Genomic DNA, 24,600 nt, shown 5'->3' on the forward strand with positions numbered 1-24,600 from the left:
GGCAGCGCCCTCGCTCCGGCCGGGCGGGCCTCAACGGCCCGGCCGGACGGTCAGCCAGACCGAACCCTCAAGCCTAAACCACCCCCAACAACCTCACCCCAGCAGCTTGCGCTTGCGCACCGGCCCGGGCCGCACCCGTTCCTCGATGTGGTCGTAGAGCCGCCCGGCGATGTTCTTGCCGGTGGCCGCCTCGATGCCCTCGAGCCCGGGCGAGGAGTTGACCTCGAGCACCTTCGGCCCGCCTTCGGAGCGCAGAAGGTCCACCCCCGCCAGCGTCAGCCGGAAGGCCTTGGCGGCGCGGATCGCGGTGTCGCGTTCCTCCTTGGAGATACGCACCACCTGGGCCGAGCCGCCGCGGTGCAGGTTCGAGCGGAAGTCGCCCTCGGCGCCGGTGCGCTTCATCGCGGCGATGACCTTGCCGCCGACCACCAGGCAGCGGATATCCTCGCCGGCGGCCTCCTTGACGAAATCCTGCACCAGGAAGTTGGCGCGCAGGCCGCGGAAGGCGTCGATCACCGATTGCGCGGCCTTCTTGGTCTCTGCCAGGACCACGCCCTTGCCCTGGGTCGATTCCAGGAGCTTCACGATCAGCGGCGCGGTGCCCACGAGGCGCATCAGGCTCTCGGTGTCCTTGGGGCTCGCCGCGAAGGCGGTGTTGGGCATGCCGATCTTGTGGCGCGCCATGAGCTGGTGGGCATAGAGCTTGTCGCGCGAGGCGGTGATCCCGTCCGAGCCGTTCACCACGAAGGTGCCGATGGTCTCGAACTGGCGGATGACGGCGGTGCCATAGGCGGTCACGCTGGCGCCGATGCGCGGGATCACCGCGTCGTAGCGGGGCAGGCGCTTGCCGTCGTAATGCACCTCCGGGGCCATGGCGTTGATCGCCATGTAGCAGCGCGTGGTGTCGATCACCTCGACCGAATGGCCGCGGCTCTCGCCTTCCTCGACCAGCCGGCGGGTGGAATAATTGTTCTCGCGGCTCATCACCGCGATGCGCAGCGCGCGTTTCGGCGCGGCGGTGCGCATCCGGCGCGAGGCATAGACGTCGTAGGACAGCTCGGGCTGCTGGAAGCGGTCGGTGGCGACGATGGCGATATTGTCCTTCAGCGCCTCGCGGCCCAAGAGCATCCGGCTCGCCATGCCGCCGCGGTTGGTCAGCGTCAGCTCGATGGGCCAGCTTTCCTCGCCGACCGAGAGCCGCGAGCCGATGACGTAGCGGCTCTCGCCTTCGCCGTTGGACGAGGTCACCACCCGGCGGTCAAGGATCTCGGCCGAACAGGGGATCGAGAGGTCGGCGCGTTCGGGCACCGGGTGCACCATGAAGCGCACCTTGGGTTTCGAGGCCGGGCCGAAGGTCTCGATCTCCGAGGCATGCAGCGCCGAGGTCCGCGCCCCGGTGTCCACCTTGGCCTTGAGCGCCGGCAGCCCGAGGTCGGGCAGGGCGACCCATTCCTCCCATCCGAAGCGCAGAAGATCGGCGGCGGGGTCGGTGTCGTCACTCATTCTCTCGTCCTTATTCCGGGGTTCCGGGCGCGCGTGTGAAGGCCAGACCTACCAGCCGCGCGCGGGGGCGGCTAGGGCAGGTCCCGCAAGGCTCCCCATGCATATGCGGCGTTTCGCTCTTGCGACAAATCCGCGGGCGTTGCATCTGGCGGGGCATGTCCAGGTTTTCCTTCACGCTCGACGCCCGCTCCGGCAAGGCCCGGACGGGGCGCATTTCCACCCCGCGCGGCGAGATCCGCACGCCGGCCTTCATGCCCGTGGGCACCGCGGCGACGGTCAAGGCGATGATGCCCGAAAGCGTGGCGGCGACCGGCGCCGACATCCTGCTGGGCAATACCTATCACCTGATGCTGCGCCCCACCGCCGAGCGGGTCGCGGCGCTGGGCGGGCTGCACAGCTTCATGAACTGGGACAAGCCGATCCTGACCGATTCCGGCGGCTTCCAGGTGATGAGCCTCGCCGATCTGCGCAAGCTCACCGAGGAGGGCGTGACCTTCAAGAGCCATATCGACGGCTCCAAGCACGCGCTGACGCCGGAGCGCTCGATGGAGATCCAGCGGCTCCTGGGCTCCGACATCGTCATGGCCTTCGACGAATGCCCGGCGCTGCCCGCTCCGAAAGAGCGGATCGCCGACTCCATGCGGCTCTCCATGCGCTGGGCGGCGCGTTCGCGCGAGGCTTTCGGCGACCGGCCGGGCCATGCGCTCTTCGGCATCCAGCAGGGCGGGCTCGAGCAGGACCTGCGGGCCGAAAGCGCCGAGGCGCTGACAGAGATCGGCTTCGAGGGCTATGCCGTGGGCGGCCTCGCCGTGGGCGAGGGGCAGGAGGCGATGTTCTCCTGTCTCGACTTCGCGCCCGACATGCTGCCCGAAGACCGGCCGCGCTACCTCATGGGGGTGGGCAAGCCCGACGACATCCTGGGCGCGGTGAAGCGCGGCATCGACATGATGGACTGCGTGCTGCCCTCGCGCTCGGGGCGGACCGGCCAGGCCTGGACCCGGCGCGGGCAGGTGAACATCAAGAACGCCCGCCACCAGGACGATCCGCGCCCGCTCGACGAACACTGCAGCTGCCCGGCCTGCCGGAACTATTCGCGGGCCTATCTGCACCATGTCTTCCGCGCCGGAGAGATGATCTCGGGCATGCTGCTGACCTGGCACAACCTGCATTATTACCAGGAACTCATGGGGGGCATGCGCGCGGCCATCGCCGAGGACGCCTTTGCGGCCTTCGAGAAAGAGTTCCACGAAACCCGCGCTCTCGGCGATATTGAGCGGATTTGAGCCGATTCAAGCCGATCCACCCCCGGTCATGGGCCGGAACCCGCCGAAAGCGGGGGTATGGGCCCTTGGCTATCGGATAACAGGCGACCGTTTTCGTCTCTCGCGAGTTGGAGCCCTACAGACACGGGCATTCCGACAGACAGAAGGAGTCGTCACCATGAAGAAACCGATCACGCTTTTCGCCGTCCTCGCCGTCACCGGGCTTTCGGCCTGCGCGAACATGACCCAGGACCAGCGCACCGCCGCGGGCGCCCTGGCGGGCGGGGCCGCGGGCCTGGCCCTGGCCGACCGCGCCGACAAGAGCGACACCGCGCGCGGCGTCGCGACGCTGGCCGGTGCCGCCGCGGGCGCCACGCTGGCCGCCAACTCGGGCGGCGCGCAGTCGACCACCACGACGCGCAGCTGCGTCTACCCCGACGGCCGCCCCGCACCCTGCCCGGTGGGCTACTGAGGCGCGGCGCTTGAATGTGAGGGAGGGGCCGGTCGTCGACCGGCCCTTTTCTTTTGGGGTGGGGACGGATCTTCTGAGTGGGGGTGGAGCAGGCGCGGCCTGCGTTCGGGCGGCTATTCCGTGACATGCGCATCGCGCCCGGAATTTTCGTCTGACGGCACCTTCGCGTCAGGCCCCAGCACTCCGCGCGTCTTTGCGTGACGCCTCTTGCCTCAGCTTGCCCGCGCTTCAGCATCGCGCGCAGCCTCAGCCCGCCCGCGCCTCGGCGATCATCGCAGGCAGATCGGCCCGCAGCCGCTCCATCCCGCCGGGCCGCCAGCCCAGCTCCGCGAGCCGCGCGCAGTCGAGCACGCCCGGCGCATCCGCAGTGGCCGCGGGCAGGGGATGCGCCGCGCCGGTCAGCGAAGCTACCTCCGCCAGAAGCGCGCGCCGATCGAGCAGCAGGTCCGAGCAATGCACCGGCCCCGTCACCCCGGGCGCGTCGAGCAGAAGCGCCACGGCCTCCGCGAGATCCGCACCATGCACCTCGGTCCCGATGCGCGGGGCCACCGCGCGGCCCGCGAGATAGTCGGCGATCAGCCCGCGCCACTTGTTGGCGGGCCCCGGCCCGTAGACCCCGGTCGCCCGAAGCGCCACCGAGGAGACCGGCAACGCCGCGAGCGCGGCTTCCGCCCCGGCCTTCACCTCGCCGTAGATCTCGGCAGGGCGCGGGGGCAGGTCTTCGGTCAGCCGCGTGCCGCGCGGGTAGCCGTCGAAGACCGCGCGGGACGACAGGAACAGGATGCGTGTGACGCCCGCGTCCACCGCGGCCTCGAAGAGCGCGCGGCTGCCGGAATGGTTCTTGGCGCGAAAGCCCTCCGGGTCGCCCGCATCGCCGCCGCGAAACCGCCCCGGCGCGTGGTGGAAGGCGCAATGCACCAGCGCCTCGGCGCCGCCGAAGTCGGGCGCGGGCCCGCCGAGCTGCCAGTCCGGGCCCCCGAGCCGCAGAATGCTGTCGCCGCGCGCCGCCAGCGCCGCGGCGATCAGCCCGCCGACCACCCCGCCCGCGCCGGTCAGCGCGACCTTCATGCCGGGCCGGGCAGCGCCGAGAGGTCCGGCGTCTCGCCCCGCTCGTAGGCGCGCCAGAGCTCGATGAGCGGGCGCAGCCGGTCCGCCTTGGCGTGGTCCTGCCAGGGCTTCTCGTATTGGAAATGCAGAACGCGGATCGCCTGCCAGTCCCAGAGCTCGGGCAGGTTGAACCAGACGTATTGCAGCATGTTGTCGAAGACCGGCAGCCCGTGCCAGTCGGGAAAGAAGTCCTGCAGGAAGGTCTGGTCGGTGCGCCGCCAGAAGGCGCCGGGCGTGTCGAGCCGCGCCAGCATCGCCTCGAAGGTCCTCTGCGCGGGCCGGGCGGTGAAGACGCCCGAGTTCATCCGGTGGAAGTCGCCAAGCCCCTCGTAGACATTCGGCGCCGCCGAGAACTCGGGGTAGTCGAAGAGCCGGTCGATGTTGCGCAGGACCAGCGTGTCGGCATCGAGGAAGACCACCCGGTCGTAGTCGAGCTGCCAGAGCCGGAGCTTGGCGAAATTGTCGAGCGGGGTGTGGAAGGCCGGCTTCTCGCCCTTGGTGAAGGGGGCCGCGCCGTGCAGGCGGTCCTTCTGGTGGGCGGCGTTGAAGGCCTCGGAGGTGGGCAGGAGGTCCACCTCGAGGCAGCGCGCCCGGGCGCGGAGCGGCGCCAGCGCGGCCTCGGGCACCCCGCCAGTGTGCATGACCACCCGGTCGGCAGTGCTGCCGGTGGCGGCCAGCGAGTTCAGAAGCGCCGCCGCCCCCCGGGCGAAATCGGCATTGGTGACCAGCGTGACATAGGCGTTACGCGGAGGTGTCATAGCAGATGAATTCCAGAAGCGTGCCGTCGGGGTCGCGGAAATAGAGGCTCAGGCCCGGCCCCCGCGCGCCGTTGCGCGCCACCGGGCCCAGTTCGACGGGGATGTCATGGCCGGCAAGATGCGCCGCCGCGCTCTCGGGCGTGCCCTCCCAGGCGAAGCAGATGTCGCTGCCGCCGGGGGCCACCGGCACCCGGGCCAAGGGCGTGGCCTCGACGCCGGGGCCGTGGCAGTTGATCTGCTGGGCGCCGAAGCGGAAGGCCAGGCCGGCGCCGCGCGGCACCACCTCGGCGCCGAGCACGTCGCGGTAGAAGGCCGTCGCGCGGTCCCAGTCGGTGACATGGATGACCACGTGATCGAGCGTCACGCCCATCTCAGGAGACCGACTTCAGGCCCTTGCCCTCGGGGTCGCGGTCGACGCGCTGGCCCAGGTCGCGGGTCCAGGCCGAGACCGCGGGCACCCGGCTGCGGTCGATCCGGTGGGCGTATTTCTTCGCCACGTCGACCACCTCGGAGAGGAGCCCCTCGGCCAGGGTGGTGGGGTCGAGCCCCAGCGCCAGGAACTGGTCGTTCTTCACGATCAGCTCGTTCTCGGCGGCCTCCTTGCGCGGGTTCGGCAGGTACTTGATCTCGGCGCCGGTGAGCTTGGCCACCAGTTCGGCCAGGTCGCGGACGCGGTGGGTCTCGGTCATCTGGTTGAAGATCTTCACCCGCTCGCCCGGGGCCGGCGCGTCCTTCAGCGCCAGCTCGATGCAGCGCACCGAGTCCTGGATGTGGATGAAGGCGCGGGTCTGCCCGCCGGTGCCATGCACCGTCAGCGGGTAGTCGATCGCCGCCTGGATCAGGAAGCGGTTCAGGACCGTGCCGTAGTCGCCGTCGTAGTCAAAGCGGTTGATCAGCTGCTCGTGGCGGCGGGTCTGGTCGGTATGGGTGCCCCAGACGATGCCCTGGTGCAGGTCGGTGATCCTGAGCCCGTCGTTCTGGGCGTAGAACTGGAAGAGGATCTGATCGAGCGACTTGGTCATGTGATAGACCGAGCCGGGCTTCGTCGGGTAGAGGATTTCCTGGGCCTTCTTGCCCGAGGGGGTGTCGATCTCGACGTCGAGATAGCCCTCGGGGATCGGCGCGCCGACGCTGGAGTAGCCGTAAACCCCCATGGTGCCGAGGTGCACGATATGCGGGTCGAGCCCGCTTTCCACCACCGCGGCCAGCAGGTTGTGCGTGGCATTGGTGTTGTTGGTGACGGTGTAGACCTTGTGACGGTCGGTCTTCATCGAATAGGGCGCGGCGCGCTGTTCGGCGAAATGGATCAGCGCATCGGGCTTGTGGTCGATGAGCCAGGCCTTGAGGCGCTCGTATTCCTTGGCGAGGTCGAGCAGGTGGAAGTGGATCTGCTCGCCGGTTTCCTGCTTCCAGATCCGGCAGCGCTCCTGGATCGAGTCCATCGGCGTCAGGGACTGCACGCCCAGTTCGGTGTCGATCCAGCGGCGCGACAGGTTGTCGAGGATATGCACCTCGTGGCCCTGGTCCGAGAGATGCAGGGCGGTCGGCCAGCCGACGAAACCGTCCCCTCCGAGAACTGCGATCTTCATGGGGCGTGTCTCCTTGTTCCTCACGCGCGCAAGCGGGTAACGCGGCGGCATGTGAAGGTAAAGCGAAACAAATATGACGGGCGGGGCGGTCGGCCAGCAGGTTTGTTGTGGGGAGGGGGTGTGGGGAGGGGTGGTGGGTGCGCAGGTGTTCCGCCCGTTTCCAATAAGTCGCCCTTGGTCTCCAAGTGATGCTCAGCCCCGGCATGGTCGTTCCCCGACCTTCCAGAGCGTTGCCCCCCTTGCGCCCGAACAGCATCGAAGATGCCGGGCGCGCGCCGGACCGGCCCTATGGGCCGGCGCTCCTTGGGATGGCGTGCATAGTTCGCCTCTAGTCCTGACCTTGCCGGGATTAAGCGCATAGCTCGGAGGTCGGCAGCGCCGGCCCCCGGTCCGGCGCGCGCCCTCTGTTGCGCGGGCTTTGAGCGGTTAGGGGCTGCTTGGAGAGGTTGGGTGTCTGCGCAGGTGATCCGCCCGCTTCTAGGTGGTCGCCCGTGTCGTCCAGCCGATACTCAGCCCAGGCGGGGTCTTGGCCCCTGACCTTGGAGAGTGTTGCGCCTCCTTGCGCCCGAACAGCACCGAAGGTGCCGGGCGCGCGCCGGACCGGCCCTATGGGCCGGCGCTCCTTGGAGTGGCGTGCCTAGCTTGCCTTTAGTCCTGACCTTGCAGGGATAAAGTGCCTCGCTCAGAGGTCGGTAGCGCCTGCCCCCGGTCCAGCGCGCGCCCTCGGGTGGGGATTGTTGAGAGGTTTGTAGGAGTGGGCTTGGCGCACGGACCTGCATACGGAAGGTGGCGCCAAGGTGCTCCGTTTGAACCACTGCCAGATACGCTCGCGGGTGGTGCTTACCCTAAGAGCGGCGGGCGTGAAGCGCGGTAAGCATGAGCTAGAGCGGTGGGCATGAAGAGCGGTGGCCATGGCCTTGACTGCGCCAGCCCATGAAGGGCGACAGCCCCCCCTTCACCCCTCCCCCAAGCTTGCCGCCGCCTCCTCGACCACCCGCGCGACGCTCTCCACCCTTGCCGGCAGCCGGCGCCCCCTTTCGGCGACGAGCCAGAGCGGCTGGCGGTGGCGGCGGGGCAGGGGGGCGATGCGGATCCGGGCGCGCTCGGGGTAGGTGTCGTAGCCGCTGCGGGGCAGGAGCGTGTAGCCCAGCCCCGCCGCCACCGGCGCGGGGATCTGGCCGATCTGGTTGTTGCTGCAGCGCAGCCGCAGCCGGTCGGCGCCGCGGTAGCTCTCGGGGAAGTTCAGCCCGAAAAGCGTGTCGGCATGGGCGAAGCCGTCGGGATGGGCAACCATGCCAAGCGCGTCGAGCGCCTCGAGGTCCACCGGCCCCTCGCGCCCGATCGGGCTGTCGCCCGGCACCAGGAGGCACAGCTCGTCCATGCCGATCTCGCGGGCGACGAGCCGGGGATGCTCGGGCGCGCTCTCGCAGATGCCGAGGTCGAAGCGCCGCGCTAGCACCCCCTCGCGGACCCGGGCCTGGGGCGCGGCCTCGAGCGTGACCGAGAGCCGCGGCGCGCCCGCCATATGGGCGATGAGCCTTGGGTGCAGCAGCATGGCGAAACTGCCCGAACAGGCGATGCGGACCTCGCCCCTGTCGGGGGCGTCCTCGCCGATGCGCTCGGCCAGCGCGGCCTCCTCGGCGCGCCGCGCGAGGCCCATCTCGCGCAGCGCCTCGCCCGCGGGCGTCAGCGAGAAGGACTTTCCCGACCGCGAGATCAGCGCCTGGCCGACCTGCGCCTCGAGCTTCTGGACGTGCTGGGTGACGCCGGGCTGGGTCATGCCCAGCCGCTCGGCGGCGCGGGTGAAATGGCCCGCCTCGCAAAGCGCGGTGAAGGTCTCGAGCCAGGTGGCGTTCAGCATCAATTCATTCCGTTTCGTTATCAAAATTAAACGAAATGATAATTTCAAACGCGGGCGGGGCCAACCCATCTTCCGGCGTGAACCGGGCAGAAGCCACAAACCACAGGAGACTGCAAGATGACGACCACCCCCACCGCCCCGCGCGCCTTTTCCCACATCGGCCTCTCGGTGCCGGACCTCGACGCCGCGGTGAAATTCTACACCGAGGTGCTGGGCTTCTACACCATCATGGGCGCCACCGAGGTCAGCGAGGACGACAGCGAGATCGGCCGCATGTGCACCGATGTCTTCGGCCCCGGCTGGCAGAACCTGCGCATCGCGCATCTCGCCACCGCCGACCGCGTCGGCATCGAGCTCTTCGAGATGGCCGGCAACCGCGCGCCCGAGGATAACCTCGATTACCGCACCCATGGCACCTTCCACTTCGCGATCCAGGATCCCGACCTCGAGGGGCTGCTCGAGCGCATCGTCGCCGCCGGCGGCAAGCAGCGCATGCCCGTGCGGGAATATTTCCCCGGCGAGAAGCCCTACCGCATGGTCTATGTCGAGGACCCCTTCGGCATCGTCTTCGAGCTTTACAGCCACAGCTACGAGCTGACCTACAGCCCCGGGGCCTATACCTGAGATTTCAAGGGGCAGGGGGCCTGCGTCTCGGCTCACGGGGCTGTGCGGAGATGCAGGCATCCTTTTCGCACCTGCGGCGTTACCTCTCGAACGCGACAGGACGCAGCACAGATTTCAAGGAGCTTCTCATGGCAGAACATGCGCTCTTCACGCCGCTCAAGGCCGGCGCCATCGACCTCAAGAACCGCCTGGTCATGGCGCCGCTCACGCGCAACCGCGCGATGAACGCCGATGACGCGCCGATGGACATGCATGTCACCTACTACAGCCAGCGCGCCGCCGATGCGGGCCTGCTGATCACCGAGGCGACGCAGATCTCGCCCGAGGGCAAGGGCTACGCCTGGACCCCGGGCATCTACTCCGAGGCCCAGGTCGCGGCCTGGAAGAAGGTCACCGACGCGGTGCATGACGCCGGCGGCAAGATCGTGATGCAGCTTTGGCACGTGGGCCGGATCTCGCATACCTCGCTGCAGGAGGACGGCAAGCAGCCGGTCGCGCCTTCGGCGATCCGCGCCAATGCGCCGACCTTCGACGGCCAGGAGATGGTCGATGTCTCCGAGCCCCGTGCGCTCGAGACCGAGGAGCTGCCGCGCATCGTCGAGGACTACCGTCGCGCCGCCGAGAACGCGAAGGCCGCGGGCTTCGACGGGGTCGAGGTGCATGCCGCCAACGGCTACCTGATCGACCAGTTCCTGAAGGATGGCGCGAACCGGCGCAGCGACGCCTATGGCGGCAGCCTGGAGAACCGCGCGCGGCTGCTCTTCGAGGTGCTGGAGGTGGTCGAGGGCGTCTGGGGCGCCGACCGCGTGGGCCTCAGGCTCTCGCCCTTCTCGGGGGCCAACGACGCGACCGACAGCGACCCCAAGGCCCTGGCCGACTACCTGGTCGACCGCCTGGCGCCGCGCGGGCTGGCCTATCTGCACATGATCGAAGGCCAGACCGGCGGTCCGCGCGACTGGCCCGAAGAGTTCGACATGACCGCGCTGAAAGAGCGGTTCGGCGGTGTCTGGATGGGCAACAACGGCTATGACCGCGACCTCGCCCTGAGCCGCGTGGCCGAGGGCAAGGCCGACCTCGTGGCCTTCGGCGTGCCCTATATCGCCAACCCCGACCTCGCGAAGCGCTTCCGCCTCGAAGCCGATCTGAACGAGGCCGACAAGGCCACCTTCTACGGCGGCGACGAGACCGGCTACACCGACTATCCCTTCCTCGAGGAGATGGCCGCGCAGCGCCACCACGCCGCGGAGTGAGCCGGGACGGCTGAGGTCCGACACGCCTTGAGGGCCGCGTCTTGGCGGCCCTCGGGGTGAAGCATAAGGCCCGGGGCCCTGTGTGGGGCTCCGGGCGCGTGCTGGCCCGAGCGCCTAAGCCTGGCCGCTCAGTCTGCGCCCGCGTGCGAGGCCCGAATAGCGCCGCCGCGCCAAGCTCGCCACGCGCCAGACCCGGCAGGCCGGCACGGCCATGCGCCCCGCGACCCTCGGTCGCTTTTTCCTCAAATCGCGAAGTTATCCGCGCGGGGCTCTCGATTGCGCTGCGGGGCCGCTCTACATCCCGCCAAGGCCGCGGACCTGCGGCGGGGGGCGAAGACGGCCCCCGGGCGGGCCGCCAAGGCGAGGGACGCCAGAGGGGGCGCAAGGCCAAGCCCTCAACATATTGATGCCGCATTTGCGGCGCCTACCGCTTTTTGTGTGGATAATTGCACGGATCGCGGCGTCAGGCACAGAATCCCGCTGGTCAGTCGCGCTTGAAAAGCGTTAGCCTCGACCACACGTCCCTTGTCCAGGACAGGAGACGGTCAGTGCTGCCGACAATCGGGGCCCCGCCGTCTTGCCGAGCAGAAGGAAGCCAAATGGAACATTCCCTCAACACATCCTATCCGGTGCTGCCGCTGCGTGACATCGTGGTGTTTCCGCATATGATCGTGCCGCTCTTCGTGGGGCGCGAGAAATCGGTCCGCGCGCTGGAAGAGGTGATGGCCGACGACAAGCAGATCCTGCTTGCCAGCCAGATCGATCCCGCCGAGGACGATCCCACCAGCGACCGGATCTACCGCGCCGGCGTGCTGGCCAATGTGTTGCAACTCCTGAAGCTGCCCGACGGCACCGTGAAGGTGCTGGTCGAGGGCCAGGCCCGGGTGCGCATCGACAAGTTCACCGACAACGAGACCTTCTTCGAGGCCTCCGCCGAATATCTCGACGAGACGACCGGCGACGAGACCACGATCGAGGCGCTGGTGAACACCGTCGCCGACGAGTTCGAGCGCTACGCCAAGGTCAAGAAGAACATCCCCGAAGAGGCGCTCTCGGCCGTCTCCGAGACCACCGATGCCGCCAAGCTCGCGGACCTCGTGGCCGGGCACCTGGGCATCGACGTGGCGCAGAAGCAGGAGCTTCTGGAGACCCTCTCGATCTCCGAGCGGCTCGAGAAGGTCTACGGCCACATGCAGGGGGAAATGTCCGTCCTGCAGGTCGAGAAGAAGATCAAGACCCGCGTCAAGAGCCAGATGGAGCGCACCCAGCGCGAGTATTACCTGAATGAGCAGATGAAGGCCATTCAGAAGGAGCTGGGCGACGGCGAGGACGGCCAGAACGAGGTCGCCGAGCTGGAGAAGCGCGTCTCCGAGACGAAGCTCTCCAAGGAGGCCCGCGAAAAGGCCGACGCGGAGATCAAGAAGCTCAAGAACATGTCGCCCATGTCCGCCGAGGCGACCGTGGTGCGCAACTACCTCGACTGGATGCTGTCGATCCCCTGGGGCACCAAGTCCCGGGTCAAGAAGGACCTGGGCCGCGCCCAGAAGATCCTCGATGACGATCACTACAGCCTCGAGAAGGTGAAGGAGCGCATCGTCGAATACCTCGCGGTGCAGCAGCGCTCGAAGAAGCTGAAGGGGCCGATCATGTGCCTCGTCGGCCCTCCGGGCGTGGGCAAGACCTCGCTGGGCAAATCGGTCGCCAAGGCCACGGGACGCGAGTTCATCCGCATCTCGCTGGGCGGCGTGCGCGACGAGTCCGAGATCCGCGGTCACCGCCGGACCTACATCGGCTCGATGCCGGGCAAGATCATCCAGGCGCTGAAGAAGGCCAAGACCACCAACCCGCTGATCCTGCTCGATGAAATCGACAAGATGGGACAGGACTTCCGCGGCGACCCGGCCAGCGCCATGCTCGAGGTGCTCGACCCCGAGCAGAACGCGACCTTCGTCGACCATTACCTCGAGGTGGAATACGACCTTTCGAACGTGATGTTCCTGACCACGGCGAACTCCTACAACATGCCGGGGCCGCTGCTCGACCGGATGGAGATCATCCCGCTCTCGGGCTACACCGAGGACGAGAAGGCCGAGATCGCCAAGCGTCACCTGATCAGCAAGCAGGTGAAGAACCACGGCCTGAAGAAGGGCGAGTTCGAGGTCACCGACGGCGCGCTGACCGATGTCATCCGCTACTACACCCGCGAGGCGGGGGTGCGGAACCTCGAGCGCGAGCTGGCGAAGCTGGCGCGCAAGGCGGTCACCAAGATCGTCAAGAAGGAGTCCGACAAGGTCACCGTGGAACCCGACAACCTGTCGGACTACCTCGGCGTCCGGCGGCACCGCTATGGCCTCGCCGAGCAGGAGAACCAGATCGGCGTGGTGACCGGGCTGGCCTATACCTCGGTCGGCGGCGACCTTCTGCAGATCGAGGCGCTGCGCCTGCCGGGCAAGGGCCGGATGAAGACCACCGGCAAGCTCGGTGACGTGATGAAGGAGTCGATCGACGCGGCCTCTTCCTACGTGCGGTCGATCTCGCCCCGGATCGGGGTGAAGCCGCCGCGCTTCGAGAAGTGGGACATCCACGTCCACGTGCCCGAGGGCGCCACGCCCAAGGACGGCCCCTCGGCGGGTCTGGCCATGGTGACCTCGATCGTCTCGGTGCTGACCGGCATCCCGGTCCGCAAGGACATCGCGATGACCGGCGAGGTGACGCTGCGCGGCAACGCGCTGGCGATCGGCGGCCTGAAGGAGAAGCTCCTCGCCGCGCTCCGGGGCGGGATCACCACGGTCTTCATCCCGAAGGAGAACGAGAAGGACCTCTCCGAGCTGCCCGACAACGTGAAGGACGGGCTCGAGATCATCCCGGTCGATCACGTCTCCGAGGTGCTCGAGAAGGCGCTGATCTCCAAGCCCGAGCCGGTCGAATGGGACGAGGAGGCCGAGGAGGCCGCCGCCCACGAGGCTCTGAAGAAGTCCGAGGCCGAGACCGGCGCGGTCGCGCACTGAGCCTCGCTTCGGGCTTCGGGCCCTGACAGATGCAAGGCGCCGCGGGGGACCCCTCGCGGCGCTTTTTCTTTGGGGGGCCGGGCGGGGCTCTGTTAGGCTGCCGCCCCAGAACAGGGGCGTGGAAGGCCCCGGGGACGACAGAGGGACGCGAGATGAGCGAGCAGAGATCAGGAGATGAGACGTGGCCGGCGGAGGGCGCCGATGCGGACGGGGCCGGTGCGGGCGCGGACGTGGGCGATGCAAATGCGCGCGCGGGCGGCGAAGCTGCGGGGGGCGCGATGGCGCCTGCAACGGAGCTCGCAGCCGAGGCGGCAAGCGGTGATGGTGCGGAGAGCGCGCCCGCCGGCGACGCTGAACCTGTTGCGTCCGACGCAGAAGGCGCGGCTGTCGCGTCAGACGGTGCCGCGTCGGACGACCCCGCCGCCAGCCCGGACGACCCCGAGGCCGAGCTCGACCTCGCCGTGGCGGCCACGCTCGACCCCTCGGTCCTGCCGCCCGCCCAGCAGCCCGGCCTGAAGAAGCGCGAACTGGTCGACAAGATCGTCCGCCGCACCGGGGTGAAGAAGAAAGAGGTCAAGCCGGTGATCGAGGCGGCGCTCGAGATTCTCGGCGGCGCGCTCTCCGAGGGCCGCGAGCTGAACCTCAAGCCTTTCGGCAAGATGAAGGTCCAGCGCGTGAAGGAGGTTCCCAACGGCCAGGTGCTGGTGACCAAGGTGCGCCAGCCCGAGGAAGTGCAGAAAGGCGGAAAAGACCCCCTTGCACAGCCCGCCGAGTGAGTCTAATTCACGCCGCACCGGGTGATTAGCTCAGTGGTAGAGCGCTTCGTTCACATCGAAGATGTCAGAAGTTCGAATCTTCTATCACCCACCAGGATTTCAGAAGGCGCGCTCCGGAGAGAGCGCGCCTTCGTCGTTTCTGGGGGTGATTGGGGAGGTGAGGTGGTCTTTGGGGGCGTTGGTGGAAGGTGTGTGGGGTTGTTTATCGGGGGAGCCGATTGGGTGCTTGGTGGTGTCGAGAGGTCCAAAGGTCTCTGATCGCGCGTGCGGCCCGCGCCGTTTTCTAAGTTGAGCCGAACCGGTCGCAGATGGGAGCTGAACAGAGAGCCTATACGCAGCGAAATCTCATCGGGCGCGCCTTCGGCGCTCCGACACTCCCAGTTTCAACGCGTAAGACCTCACTCCCGCAGGTCGCTCTGCCGACCCACCACCCAACTCAACCACCACACCACACAGCCCGCCGGAAGAGGCTTGATCGCTCGCCGCGCCGGCTCTACAAGGCAGGCCGCATCGGGGGCGGTTAGCTCAGCTGGTAGAGCGCTTCGTTTACACCGAAGATGTCGGGGGTTCGAATCCCTCACCGCCCACCATGGTTTCCAGTAAGTTGGCGTGTTTCCACGAAGTGCGCGGCGGTTCATCGAACCTAGCCCCCAGCTTTCGCAGCCCGTCGAAGTTCACGATTTCCGCCGTATCGACAGGTGATCCGGCATGAAGCGGGCATAGGTCTTCTAGGTGATGCGGGTATTTGAGTGCCCGAGAAACTGAGCGACCTTCTCGATGGCGTGCCGGGCCCGAAGCATTAGGACTGATACGCTGTGCCGGATCTGGTGAATGTTCACTTCCTGTAGCTCAGCGCTACGCAGAGCGGAGCTATAGCCCGTCCTGCTGGACTTGAAGCCTTTCCCACCCCTCGCAACAGAGGGCGCGCGCCGGACCGGGGGCCGGCGCTGCTGACCTCTGAGCTATGCGCTTTATCGCAACTAGGTCAGGACTAGAGGATTGCTTAGCACGCCACCCCAAGGAGCGCCGGCCCAAGGGGCCGGTCCGGCGCGCGCCCGGCACCTTCGGTGCTATTCGGGCGCAAGAGAGGCGCGGGGTTTGAGGGGAGGTGCGATGGGAGGGCTTCGATCTATCTGGCTCCTCCAAGGTTCGGGTATTTGGTGGGTGCAGGCATGTGGAGCCCCGATGGCTTTCGATGCCTCCAATTGGGGCGGCGCAAGCTGGAGGCTTAGGGAGGACGGCACACTGCGGGTCTTAGCGCCGGGCAGCTAACCCGCCCGGTCGCTTGGCTGGACCTCAGAACGCATCTCGACCTCCGCCACTCACCGCACCTCAGCCTCTTCTAACCCCCCCTTCAGCACCATCCCGCCACCCCACCCCCACATTGCCCCGATGTAATGGAACGTCGCCCGCCCGCTCCTGTTGGGTGTCAGATCGCACCCACATGAAAGAGGAGGGAACATGCGTATCGACACAGGTCTCATCGCTCCGGTCACCGCGCTGGCGCTGGTCTTGTCCAGCGGCGCCTATGCCGCCAGCCATTCGACCGGGGATGACACCAAGGCCGGCGCCGAGGCCGGGATGCAGGCGGAAGGCTCCGCCGATGTCGCGACCGGCTCCGGCGCGGGCGCGGAAGCCGACACCGGGGCCGAAGCCAGCACCGAAGCCCAGGCCGGCACCAGCGCCCAGGGCCAGGCGGCCCCCGCCCAGGACAGCGCCGGCGACCCCGAGCGTCTCGTGGTCATGGTCGGCGAGACCGAGATCACCGAGGGCGACGTCATGGCGATGATCGCCGCGCTGCCTCAGCAGGTCCGCCAGATGCCGCAGGAGCAGATCGTGCCCATCGCGGTCGAGCAGCTGATCCTGCGCGAACTGCTGGTCACCGCCGCCCAGGACGCCGAGATCACCACCGAGGACAGCGACGTCCAGGCGATGATCGAGGAAAACGGCGACATGGCCGAGAACGACGCCCTCGCGCGGGTCTACCTCGACCGCGAGCTCAGCGGCGCGGTGACCGACGAGGCGGTGCAATCCACCTACGAGGAAATCAAGGCCAACGCCGAGTCCGAGGTGCCGCCGCTCGAGGAGGTTCGCCCGCAGATTGAAAAGCAGGTCCGCCAGGAAGCCTTCGGGGACCTCCAGGCCGAGCTGCAGGAAGACACCCGCATCGTCTTCTACGGCCCCGACGGCAAGCCGCGCTCCGCGAGCACCTCGGAAGGGGCGCAAAGCTCCGGCAGCTAACCACCTGAGCAGACGTCAGAAACGCAGTTGTGACCGGCGGGTTATCCGCCGGTCGCCTTATTTTTGGGCAGGAAAAATATATTTGCGGTGCCAAGGGGGGCGGCATAACACTGCCCAGACAGATCAAGGGCCCCGCGGCACAAGACGGGGCTGGAGATGGTCAAGGGAGGAGACCAGATGCCTATCATTCGCAGAACCTGTCTTTCGCTCATGGGCGCCGCGGCGCTCGGCACCGCGCTCACCGCGGCGGGCCCGGTCGCGGCGCAGGAGGTGACGCTGCGCCTGCACCAGTTCCTGCCCGCGCAGGCCAATGTGCCGAAGAACGTGCTCGACGTCTGGGCCGACAACGTCGAGGAAGCCTCCGAGGGCCGGATCGAGGTCCAGCGCTTCCCCTCGATGCAGCTCGGCGGCACCCCGCCGGAGCTGATCGACCAGGCCATCGACGGCGTGGCGGATGTGATCTGGACCGTGGCGGGCTACACCCCCGGCCGCTTCCCGCGCGCCGAGGTCTTCGAGCTGCCCTTCACCATGACCGACGCGGAGGCCGTCTCGCGGGCCTATTGGCAGCTCGCCGAGGAAGCCATGATGGACCAGGACTTCGCGGACTTCAAAGTCCTCGGCCTCTGGGTGCATGGCCCCGGCGTGATCCATTCCTCCGAGCCGGTGGAAAGCCTCGAGGACCTGAACGGGCTGAAGCTGCGGGCGCCGACGCGCCTGACCACCAAGCTCTTCTCGGACCTCGGCGCCACCACCGTGGGCATGCCGGTCCCGGCGATCCCCGAGGCGCTCTCCAAGGGCGTGGTCGACGGCGCGGTGATCCCCTGGGAGGTGACCGGCGCGCTCAAGGTCAACGAGCTGGTGTCGAACCACACCACCTTCGGCGACGAGACGCTCTATACCACCACCTTCATCTTCGCGATGAACCAGGACCGCTACGACGCGCTGCCCGATGACCTCAAGGCGGTGATCGACGACAACTCGGGCCTCGAGTTCTCGGGCTTCGCCGGCAAGCAGATGCAGTCCGACGACGCCGGCCCCCGCCAGGCGGCCATGGAGCGCGGCAACAACATCATCGAGCTCACGCCCGAGCAGATCGCGCCCTGGAAAGAGGCCGCCCAGCAGGTGACCGAGGATTGGGTCGCCGAGATGGACGAGGCCGGCATGGACGGCTCGGCGCTGGTGCAGCGCGCCGCTGAGCTGATCGAGGAGAACAGCCAGTAAGCGACGACCTGTCGGGGGCGGGCGACCGCCCCCGCAGCTTTTGGGGGAAAGCAGCATGGGCATTCTGATCGCGCGCCTGGCGCGCGCGACGGCGATCCTCGGCGGGCTGGTCCTGACGGCCCTGGTGATCCTCGCCTGTCTCAGCATTCTCGGCCGCGGGTTGAACACGCTCGGCCATTCGGGGCTTCTGCCCGCGGGTCTCGGCGAGGCGCTGATCGCGCTGGGCGTCGGGCCGATCGACGGCGATTTCGAGCTGGTCGAGGCGGGCGTGGCCTTCGCCATCTTCGCCTTCCTGCCGATCTGCCAGCTCTCGGGCGCGCATGCCAATGTCGATGTCTTCGTCTCGGCGCTGCCGCGCCCGGCGGTGCGGGCCATCGTGACCTTCTGGGAGGTGGTGCTCTCGGCGGTGATCCTGCTGATCACCTGGCGGCTCGGCGTCGGCATGGAGGGCAAGATCTCCAACGGCCAGACCACCTTCATCCTGCAATTCCCGATCTGGTGGTCTTATGCGGCAAGCTTCGCGGCCGCCTGCGTGGCCTCGCTGGTGGCGATCTACTGCGCGGCCCGGCGCGTCCGGGGCCTCCTGCGCGGCGAGGACGACGATCTGACCGAACAAGGGGGCGTCTGAGCCCATGGACATGCTGACCCTCGGCTTTCTGTCGTTTCCCGTTCTGCTGTTTTTGATCTTCCTGCGCGCGCCGATCGGGCTGGCGATGTTCCTCTGCGGCATCGGCGGGCTCTATTTCGCGCTCGGCAGCTCGGGCATGTTCATGTCGCGGCTGAAGACCGAGACCTACACGACCTTCTCGAGCTACTCGCTCTCGATCATCCCGATGTTCCTCCTGATGGGGCAGTTCGCGACGCTCTCGGGCATGTCCTCGGCGCTTTTCAAGGCGGCGGAAAGCTGGCTCGGGCACCGCAAGGGCGGGGTCGCCATGGCCGCCGTCGGGGCCTGCGCGGGCTTCGGGGCGATCTGCGGCTCCTCGCTCGCCACGGCGGCCACCATGAGCCGCGTGGCCCTGCCGGAGCTCAGACGCTACGGCTATTCGGGCGGCTTCTCCACGGCGACGCTGGCCGCCGGCGGCACCCTCGGCATCCTGATCCCGCCTTCGGTGATCCTGGTGATCTACGCGATCCTGACCGAGCAGAACATCGCCAAGCTCTTCCTCGCGGCCTTCATCCCGGGGCTCCTTGCGGCGGCGGGCTACATGCTGACGATCTCGATCTACGTGCGGCTCAACCCCGATGCGGCGGGCACCCGCCCGGCGGTGCCGATGTCCGAGCGGCTGCGCGCGCTGATCGACGTCTGGCCGGTGCTCCTGGTCTTCGCGCTGGTCGTGGGCGGCATCTACCTGGGCTGGTTCACCCCGACCGAGGGCGCCGCGGTCGGCGCCGCGGGCACCGGGCTCATCGCGCTGGTCTCGGGCAACCTCGGCTGGCGCGTCTTCAAGGAAAGCATCCTCGAGACCGCGCGTTCGACCGCGATGATCTTCTTCATCATCCTGGGGGCCGCGATCTACAACGGCTTCCTGGCGCTGACCCAGGTGCCGCAGGAGCTGTCGAACTGGGTGGTCGGCCAGGGCTTCAGCCCCTGGACCGTGCTGGTGATGATCCTGGTCTTCTACCTGCTCTTCGGCTGCCTGATGGACAGCCTCTCGATGATCCTGCTGACCATACCGATCTTCTTTCCCACCGTCAGCGCGCTCGATTTCGGCATGAGCCAGGAGCATATGGCGATCTGGTTCGGCATCCTGGTGCTGATCGTCGTCGAGGTCGGGCTGATCACGCCGCCTGTGGGCATGAACCTCTTCATCATCAACGGCATGGACCGCGAGACGCCGATGACCGCGACCTATCGCGCGGTGCTCTGGTTCGTCGGCTCCGACCTCGTGCGGGTGGCGATCCTGGTGCTCTTCCCGGCGATCACGCTGTTCCTCTTGCCGGATTGACCCTCGAGCTAGGAGACCCCCCATGTTGATCGAAAACCGCACCGTGATCGTGACCGGCGGCGGCAGCGGCCTCGGAGAGGCCACCGCCCGCCATTTCGCCCAGGCAGGCGCCCGGGTGGCGATCTTCGACTTCGACGCCGCGCGCGGAGAGGCCGTCGCCGAGGAAATCGGCGGCCGGGCCTTCCAGGTGGATGTCGCCGACGCGGGCGCGGTCGAAAGCGCCGTGGCCCAGGTGGTCGAGGCGCTCGGCGCGCCGCGCGTCGCGGTGAACTGCGCCGGCATCGCCGGGGCGGCGCGCGTCGTGGGCCGCGAGGGCAAGCTCGCGATCGACCTCTTCGAGCGGACCGTCAAGGTCAATCTCTTCGGCACCTACAACGTGATGAGCCATGCCGCCCGCGCCATGTCCGAGCTCGAACCCGAGGGCGAGGAACGCGGTGTCATCGTCAACACCGCCTCCATCGCCTTCGAGGACGGGCAGCTTGGCCAGACCGCCTATGCGGCCTCCAAGGGGGCGATCGCCTCGCTCTGCCTGCCGGCGGCGCGGGATCTCGCCAAGCTCGGCATCCGGGTCGCGGCCATCGCGCCGGGGCTCTTCAACACGCCGATGATGCAGGGCCTGCCCGAGGAGACGACGGCGGCGATCACCGCCAATATCCCCTTCCCGGCGCGGCTGGGCGATCCCGGCGAATACGCGCATCTGGCCGAGCACATCGTGCGCAACGCCTATATCAACGGCACGACGATCCGGCTCGACGGCTCGGTGCGGCTGCCGCCGCGCTGAGGCGCGGGGGAGGGGGCTTCCGGTTTTGGTAGAGGGTGCGATGCGGGGACCGCCGACAGGATGGGTGGCCCACGTCGCCCGGTGCTACTCCGCCCCGTAGCCCGTCATCTCCAGGTAGCCCTCGCCCGCGTGGCTGCCCGAGACCGTCACCGGCCCTTCCCAATAGGGAAACAGCGTGCCCATCCAGGCCTGCTCGTTGAGCGGCTCGGTTGTCACCTCCAAGCCCCGGTCGGGCAGCTCCAACCGCCAGCGCACCGGCACCTCGCGGCCCGCGACCTCGGCCGTTTCGAGCGGGGTCAGCCGCAGCGCCCCGTCGCCGTAGGGCGTGGGCCTGCCGTCCGGCGCGATCCAGGTGGCCGAGGTGAAATGCCCGCCGTCCCTCTCGCGCAAGCCGAAGCCCATGAGCTTCGCCCCGTCCGCGAAATGCAGCGAGAACCAGTCCCAGCCGGTCTGGTTCTCCGACAGGGGCTGCGAGGACCATTCCCGGTCGAGCCAGGCCCGCCCGGTGACCGCCACCTCGCCCCCGGGCAGGGAAAGCGCGCCCTCGACCCGGTAGAAGGGCTGCGAATAGTAGTAACTCGCCTGGCCCGCGGGGGATTTCACCGAATAACCCTCTTGCCCCTGCAGGACCAAGGGGCCCTCGGCCCGAAGCGCCAGGTCATAGGCGAAATCGTCGCCCCGGGCGGTGAGCCGCGCGGCGGAGAACGGGTCGGCGCCCTCGGGCGCGATCGAGGCGAAGGCCCAGTCGTCGATAAAGGCGGCGAAGGGGCGTTCGACGCCCGCCTGTCCGGTGCCGCCGCGCCCAAGCCGTTCGTCGACGCGATGCGCCTCGGCCGAGGTCAGCGCCGCATGGCCCATCCAGAGCTGCTCCGCCTCCCAGCCCGGCGCGGTGCCGGGGCTTCGGGCCGAGCGGAAGAGCGTCCATTGCACCCCGTAGCGGGTGCCGTCGGGGGCTTCGAGGTTGGCGGTCAGATACCACCATTCGATGCGGTAGTCGGGGTGGGGGAAGTGGTCCTCGGGGAAACTCAGCGCGGCCTCGGGGTCGGGCACGGCGAAGTCCCGGGCCTCGGTGCCGAGACCCGCGAAGCCCTGGGCCGAGGCCGGCCCGGCGAGCATCAGCGCGGCGAGGAGCGCCTTAACGTTCATTGGCAAAGACCCTCAGCAGGCGGTTCGGGGGCAGGCGGGTGAGGCGGATCACCGGCCAGAGACAGGCCAGCGCCGCGGCCCCGAGCGCGGCGAGCCCGAGCCAGAGCCAGTCGGCGGGGAAGAGCCGCATCGGCAGGCGCCAGCCGAAGGCCTCGACATTGACGATGGCGAGGAGCACCCAGGCCAGCGCCAGCCCGACGGGCACAGCGAGCACCCAGGTCAGCGCCGCCAAGAGCAGCGTGCGGGCCACCTCCAGCGCGCCGAGGCGTTGCGGCCGGACCCCCAGCGCCCAGATCGGCGCGAGCTGCGGCAGCCGCAGGGTGGAGAGCGTCAGGAGGCTCGTCAGGATCGCGAAGCCAGCGACACCCAGCGTCAGCGCGTTGAGCGCGCCGGTGACCAGGAAGGTCTGCTCGAAAACCCGGAGCGAGAGCGCCTTGACCTCGGCCTGGTTCACCAGGTTGCCCGGCGGCAGGCCGAAGCGGTCGCGGATCTCGCGGGCGAGCGCCGGGGCCTCCTCGGGCGGCAGCCGCAGGGCGAAGCGCAGGCGCGGGCGGCCCGGGAAGGCCGCGTCGAGCGTCCGGGCCCCGACCATGAGCTGGCCCGCCGGGTTGCCGTAGTCGGAATAGACCCCGGCGACGGGCAGGCTCAGTCCCTCCGTCACCCGGATCGGATCGCCCAGTTCCAGCCCCTCGCGCCGCCAGAGCTGTTCGTTGATCAACAGGCCCTCGCCCGCGGCCAGCCGGTCCCAGACCCCCGGCGCGGCGCTCAGAAGCGGCCAGTTCTCGCGGTAGGTCGCGTGGTCGGCGACGCCGAAGACCTGGGTGGGCTGTCCCTTGATCTGCGTCTCCACCGACCAGATCGGCAGGATCGCGTCGCTCCGCGTTTCGGCGAAGGCGCGGATCTCGCGAGCCTCCTCGGGGGTGCGGGCGGTCAGGTAAAGCTCGGCCGCGAGCCGCTGGTCGAGCCAGCCGGTGAAGGTGGCGCGGAAGCTGCCGACCATGGTGCCGACGCCGATATTGGCCGAAAGCGCGAGCAGCAGAGCCATGAGCGCCAGCGAGAGCGCGGGCACCTGCTGGCGCGCATCGGCGAGCAGCCATTCCGTGACCGGCCCGCGCGCCAGCGGGCGGAGCGCCCTGAGCGCCGCGATCAGAAGCGGCGGCAGCGCCAGCGCCGCGCCGATGAGAAGTGCCGCGAGACAGGCGAAGGCCAGGACCAGCCCCTGGCCCAAAAGCGCGAGCCCGGCGCTCGTCAGCAGCAGGAGACCCGCGAGCGCGCCCTGCGCCTTGAGCGTCCGGGCCGAGGCCATGGCCCAGGCGCGCGGCTGGGCGGGCGCGAGAAGCGGCATCCGCGCCACCCGCCAAAGCGCCTGCGCCCCGGCCAGACCCGCGCCCGCCAGCGCGATGGCCAGGGCCGAGACCGCCCAGAGCGGGTCGAAGGAGAGCTGCCCCGAGACATCCGCGCCATAAAGCCCGCGCAGCGTGCCCGCCACGCCCGGGAGCAGCGCCGCCGCGATGACATAGCCGAGCGCGATGCCCGCGGTGCCCGCCACCAGCGCGAGGCCGGCCAGCTCGCCCGCCAGAAGCCAGATCAGCCGGGCCAGCGGCATCCCCAGCGCGCGCAGCGTGCGGAAGGTCTGGCGGCGTTGCTCGAAGGCCAGCCCGATGGCGCTTTGCACGATGAAGAGCCCCACCGCGAAGGACAGCAGCCCGAAGGCGGTCAGGTTTAGGTGGAAGCTCTCGGTCAGCCGGGTGAGATCGCCGCCGGACTGGCCTTCGACATAGGCGAACTCCGTGGCCTCGCGCAGGGGCGGCAGGCCGAAGGGCTGCCCTGGCGCCAGGACCAGCGCGGTCAGTGTCTCGACGCCGAGGAGCCGCTGCGCGGTGACGACATCGGTCACCGCCTCGCCCTGGGCGATATTGGCGCTGGAGCGCAGGGGCGGCAGCCCCTCGGCGCCCGAGAGCGCGCGGGCGGTCTCGGGGGCGACCAGCAGGAGGCCCGCCTCCGACAGGAGCCCGTCGAGCGCGTCCTCGTCGCCCGCGATGGCGAGCGTGCCAAGCCCGGGCGGGGCGGTCAGCGGGTCGATGCCGCGGATCGACAGCCGCCGCCCGCCGACCTCGAGCCGCCCTTCGACCAGCGGCGTGACGCGGTAGCCCGCGCGGCGCAGCTCGGTGAACTCCGCCATGCCGAGGCCGCGGTCCGAGACCAGCCGGTCGAGCGCGCCTTGCCCCAGCGTCTCGGCGGCGCGGTCGTAGCTCGCCCGCGCCTCGGCGTTGATCGCCTGCACCCCGGACCAGAGCGCGGTCGCCAGCGCCAGCCCCAAGAGGAGGGCGGCCAGTTGCAGCGGGTGCCGCCGCCAATGGGCAAATAGCGCGGAGAGCCCCGCGCGGGTCACGCCAGCCGCCCCTGTTCGAGAGTGAGCCGCCGGTCCATGCGGGCGGCGTGGCGGGCCGAATGGGTGACCATGAGGAAGGCCGCGCCGGTTTCCCGCGCCAGCTCCAGAAGCAGGTCGAGCACCCGTTCGGCGGTCTCCTCGTCGAGGTTGCCGGTGGGCTCGTCGGCCAGGAGAAGCGCCGGGCGGTTGGCGATGGCCCGGCCGATGGCGACGCGCTGCTGCTGCCCGCCCGAGAGCTCCTCGGGGTAGCGGTCGAGATGTTCGGACAGCCCCAGCCGCTCGGCCAGGTCGGCTTGCCAGGCGGCGTCGGCGCGCCCCGCAAGCCGGGCCTGGAAGGCCAGGTTCTGCCGCACGTCGAGCGAGGGAATGAGGTTCAGGCTTTGGAACACAACGCCGATCCGCCGGCGGCGCAGCTCCGCGCGGGCGGCCTCGCCCAGCCCGTCGATGCGCTGGTCGGCCAGGGTGATCTCCCCCCGGTCGGCGGCATCGAGACAACCGAGGATATGCAGGAGCGTCGACTTGCCCGAGCCGCTTTCGCCGGTCAGCGCCACCGCCTCGCCCCGGGCGACCTCGAGCGAGACGCCGCGCAGGACCGAGACCTGCGCGCCGCCGCTGGCATAGCTCTTGTGGATGTCTCGCGCGCTCAGCATGGCACCTCGT

General features: G+C 68.9%; 20 protein-coding genes and 2 tRNA genes. 13 read left to right on the forward strand and 9 right to left on the reverse strand.

Annotated elements, in window-relative coordinates:
• Positions 1-93: 93 nt before the first annotated feature.
• Positions 94-1,503 (reverse strand): 30S ribosomal protein S6--L-glutamate ligase, encoded by a 1,410-nt coding sequence (gene rimK, locus ACX938_RS01360; protein ID WP_232752348.1) that lies wholly within the window; start codon positions 1,501-1,503, stop codon positions 94-96.
• 155 nt (positions 1,504-1,658) lie between these two features.
• On the opposite strand from rimK, the gene tgt reads away from it, so the two are divergent.
• Positions 1,659-2,786 carry a tRNA guanosine(34) transglycosylase Tgt gene (gene tgt / locus ACX938_RS01365; RefSeq protein ID WP_459429670.1) on the forward strand — a complete coding sequence of 376 codons (1,128 nt, stop codon included), beginning with the start codon at positions 1,659-1,661 and terminating at the stop codon, positions 2,784-2,786.
• A 157-nt stretch (positions 2,787-2,943) separates the two neighbouring features.
• Positions 2,944-3,237 carry a glucose-6-phosphate isomerase gene (locus tag ACX938_RS01370; RefSeq protein ID WP_232752346.1) on the forward strand — a complete coding sequence of 98 codons (294 nt, stop codon included), beginning with the start codon at positions 2,944-2,946 and terminating at the stop codon, positions 3,235-3,237.
• A gap of 246 nt (positions 3,238-3,483) precedes the next feature.
• Here ACX938_RS01370 and ACX938_RS01375 read toward each other — a convergent pair whose 3' ends face one another.
• From ACX938_RS01375 to ACX938_RS01395, 5 genes are all read right to left on the reverse strand, one after another.
• On the reverse strand, positions 3,484-4,305 hold the full coding sequence (locus ACX938_RS01375; protein WP_459429671.1) for an NAD-dependent epimerase/dehydratase family protein: 822 nt from the start codon (positions 4,303-4,305) through the stop codon (positions 3,484-3,486).
• Positions 4,302-5,102 (reverse strand): glycosyltransferase, encoded by an 801-nt coding sequence (locus tag ACX938_RS01380; protein WP_459429672.1) that lies wholly within the window; start codon positions 5,100-5,102, stop codon positions 4,302-4,304. Before ACX938_RS01380 ends, ACX938_RS01375 begins: the two co-directional genes overlap by 4 nt.
• A complete protein-coding gene (locus ACX938_RS01385) occupies positions 5,086-5,466 on the reverse strand; it encodes a VOC family protein (protein WP_459429673.1) in 381 nt (126 codons plus the stop codon). Before ACX938_RS01385 ends, ACX938_RS01380 begins: the two co-directional genes overlap by 17 nt.
• Positions 5,467-5,473: 7 nt before the next feature.
• Positions 5,474-6,691, reverse strand: a complete 1,218-nt coding sequence (locus tag ACX938_RS01390) for an NAD-dependent epimerase/dehydratase family protein (RefSeq protein ID WP_459429674.1) — start codon at positions 6,689-6,691, stop codon at positions 5,474-5,476.
• Between the two features lie 955 nt (positions 6,692-7,646).
• Positions 7,647-8,552 carry a LysR family transcriptional regulator gene (locus ACX938_RS01395; RefSeq protein ID WP_459429675.1) on the reverse strand — a complete coding sequence of 302 codons (906 nt, stop codon included), beginning with the start codon at positions 8,550-8,552 and terminating at the stop codon, positions 7,647-7,649.
• Between the two features lie 117 nt (positions 8,553-8,669).
• On the opposite strand from ACX938_RS01395, the gene ACX938_RS01400 reads away from it, so the two are divergent.
• From ACX938_RS01400 to ACX938_RS01450, 11 genes are all read left to right on the forward strand, one after another.
• On the forward strand, positions 8,670-9,176 hold the full coding sequence (locus ACX938_RS01400; RefSeq protein WP_459429676.1) for a lactoylglutathione lyase family protein: 507 nt from the start codon (positions 8,670-8,672) through the stop codon (positions 9,174-9,176).
• Positions 9,177-9,304: 128 nt separating this feature from the next.
• The gene (locus ACX938_RS01405) at positions 9,305-10,426 is read left to right on the forward strand and encodes an alkene reductase (RefSeq protein ID WP_459429677.1); all 1,122 of its coding nucleotides are present in this window, start codon (positions 9,305-9,307) and stop codon (positions 10,424-10,426) included.
• A gap of 599 nt (positions 10,427-11,025) precedes the next feature.
• Positions 11,026-13,434 (forward strand): endopeptidase La, encoded by a 2,409-nt coding sequence (lon, locus tag ACX938_RS01410; protein WP_459429678.1) that lies wholly within the window; start codon positions 11,026-11,028, stop codon positions 13,432-13,434.
• 152 nt (positions 13,435-13,586) lie between these two features.
• The gene (locus ACX938_RS01415; RefSeq protein ID WP_459429679.1) at positions 13,587-14,210 is read left to right on the forward strand and encodes an HU family DNA-binding protein; all 624 of its coding nucleotides are present in this window, start codon (positions 13,587-13,589) and stop codon (positions 14,208-14,210) included.
• Between the two features lie 19 nt (positions 14,211-14,229).
• Positions 14,230-14,304 (forward strand) — tRNA-Val (locus tag ACX938_RS01420).
• Between the two features lie 420 nt (positions 14,305-14,724).
• Positions 14,725-14,800 (forward strand) — tRNA-Val (locus tag ACX938_RS01425).
• An 871-nt stretch (positions 14,801-15,671) separates the two neighbouring features.
• Positions 15,672-16,451 (forward strand): hypothetical protein, encoded by a 780-nt coding sequence (locus ACX938_RS01430; protein WP_459429680.1) that lies wholly within the window; start codon positions 15,672-15,674, stop codon positions 16,449-16,451.
• Between the two features lie 177 nt (positions 16,452-16,628).
• The gene (locus tag ACX938_RS01435; RefSeq protein WP_459429681.1) at positions 16,629-17,672 is read left to right on the forward strand and encodes a TRAP transporter substrate-binding protein; all 1,044 of its coding nucleotides are present in this window, start codon (positions 16,629-16,631) and stop codon (positions 17,670-17,672) included.
• Between the two features lie 55 nt (positions 17,673-17,727).
• The gene (locus ACX938_RS01440; protein ID WP_232752334.1) at positions 17,728-18,300 is read left to right on the forward strand and encodes a TRAP transporter small permease; all 573 of its coding nucleotides are present in this window, start codon (positions 17,728-17,730) and stop codon (positions 18,298-18,300) included.
• A 4-nt stretch (positions 18,301-18,304) separates the two neighbouring features.
• The gene (locus ACX938_RS01445; protein WP_459429682.1) at positions 18,305-19,621 is read left to right on the forward strand and encodes a TRAP transporter large permease; all 1,317 of its coding nucleotides are present in this window, start codon (positions 18,305-18,307) and stop codon (positions 19,619-19,621) included.
• A gap of 22 nt (positions 19,622-19,643) precedes the next feature.
• Complete coding sequence (locus ACX938_RS01450) at positions 19,644-20,402, forward strand: SDR family NAD(P)-dependent oxidoreductase (protein ID WP_459429683.1); 759 nt, start codon at positions 19,644-19,646, stop codon at positions 20,400-20,402.
• An 84-nt stretch (positions 20,403-20,486) separates the two neighbouring features.
• On the opposite strand, the gene ACX938_RS01455 is transcribed toward ACX938_RS01450, so the two are convergent.
• From ACX938_RS01455 to ACX938_RS01465, 3 genes are read right to left on the reverse strand one after another with little or no spacing between them, the layout of a single operon-like run.
• The gene (locus tag ACX938_RS01455) at positions 20,487-21,548 is read right to left on the reverse strand and encodes a lipocalin-like domain-containing protein (protein ID WP_459429684.1); all 1,062 of its coding nucleotides are present in this window, start codon (positions 21,546-21,548) and stop codon (positions 20,487-20,489) included.
• Positions 21,538-23,940, reverse strand: coding sequence for an FtsX-like permease family protein (locus tag ACX938_RS01460; protein WP_459429685.1), 2,403 nt, complete (start codon positions 23,938-23,940; stop codon positions 21,538-21,540). The genes ACX938_RS01455 and ACX938_RS01460 overlap by 11 nt, the downstream gene beginning before the upstream one ends.
• Entirely contained in the window at positions 23,937-24,590 is a 654-nt protein-coding gene (locus ACX938_RS01465) for an ABC transporter ATP-binding protein (protein WP_459429686.1), read from the reverse strand. Before ACX938_RS01465 ends, ACX938_RS01460 begins: the two co-directional genes overlap by 4 nt.
• Positions 24,591-24,600 lie beyond the last annotated feature (10 nt).

It is taken from the genome of Roseivivax sp. (genome assembly GCF_054552075.1).

Bases quoted from the DNA above. Each gene is read 5' to 3' on its own strand.
- rimK (WP_232752348.1), bottom strand. From the start codon at position 1,503: ATGAGTGACGACACCGACCCCGCCGCCGATCTTCTGCGCTTCGGATGG.
- tgt (WP_459429670.1), top strand. From the start codon at position 1,659: ATGTCCAGGTTTTCCTTCACGCTCGACGCCCGCTCCGGCAAGGCCCGG.
- ACX938_RS01370 (WP_232752346.1), top strand. From the start codon at position 2,944: ATGAAGAAACCGATCACGCTTTTCGCCGTCCTCGCCGTCACCGGGCTT.
- ACX938_RS01375 (WP_459429671.1), bottom strand. From the start codon at position 4,305: ATGAAGGTCGCGCTGACCGGCGCGGGCGGGGTGGTCGGCGGGCTGATC.
- ACX938_RS01380 (WP_459429672.1), bottom strand. From the start codon at position 5,102: ATGACACCTCCGCGTAACGCCTATGTCACGCTGGTCACCAATGCCGAT.
- ACX938_RS01390 (WP_459429674.1), bottom strand. From the start codon at position 6,691: ATGAAGATCGCAGTTCTCGGAGGGGACGGTTTCGTCGGCTGGCCGACC.
- ACX938_RS01395 (WP_459429675.1), bottom strand. From the start codon at position 8,552: ATGCTGAACGCCACCTGGCTCGAGACCTTCACCGCGCTTTGCGAGGCG.
- ACX938_RS01400 (WP_459429676.1), top strand. From the start codon at position 8,670: ATGACGACCACCCCCACCGCCCCGCGCGCCTTTTCCCACATCGGCCTC.
- ACX938_RS01405 (WP_459429677.1), top strand. From the start codon at position 9,305: ATGGCAGAACATGCGCTCTTCACGCCGCTCAAGGCCGGCGCCATCGAC.
- lon (WP_459429678.1), top strand. From the start codon at position 11,026: ATGGAACATTCCCTCAACACATCCTATCCGGTGCTGCCGCTGCGTGAC.
- ACX938_RS01415 (WP_459429679.1), top strand. From the start codon at position 13,587: ATGAGCGAGCAGAGATCAGGAGATGAGACGTGGCCGGCGGAGGGCGCC.
- ACX938_RS01430 (WP_459429680.1), top strand. From the start codon at position 15,672: ATGCGTATCGACACAGGTCTCATCGCTCCGGTCACCGCGCTGGCGCTG.
- ACX938_RS01435 (WP_459429681.1), top strand. From the start codon at position 16,629: ATGCCTATCATTCGCAGAACCTGTCTTTCGCTCATGGGCGCCGCGGCG.
- ACX938_RS01440 (WP_232752334.1), top strand. From the start codon at position 17,728: ATGGGCATTCTGATCGCGCGCCTGGCGCGCGCGACGGCGATCCTCGGC.
- ACX938_RS01445 (WP_459429682.1), top strand. From the start codon at position 18,305: ATGGACATGCTGACCCTCGGCTTTCTGTCGTTTCCCGTTCTGCTGTTT.
- ACX938_RS01450 (WP_459429683.1), top strand. From the start codon at position 19,644: ATGTTGATCGAAAACCGCACCGTGATCGTGACCGGCGGCGGCAGCGGC.
- ACX938_RS01455 (WP_459429684.1), bottom strand. From the start codon at position 21,548: ATGAACGTTAAGGCGCTCCTCGCCGCGCTGATGCTCGCCGGGCCGGCC.
- ACX938_RS01465 (WP_459429686.1), bottom strand. From the start codon at position 24,590: ATGCTGAGCGCGCGAGACATCCACAAGAGCTATGCCAGCGGCGGCGCG.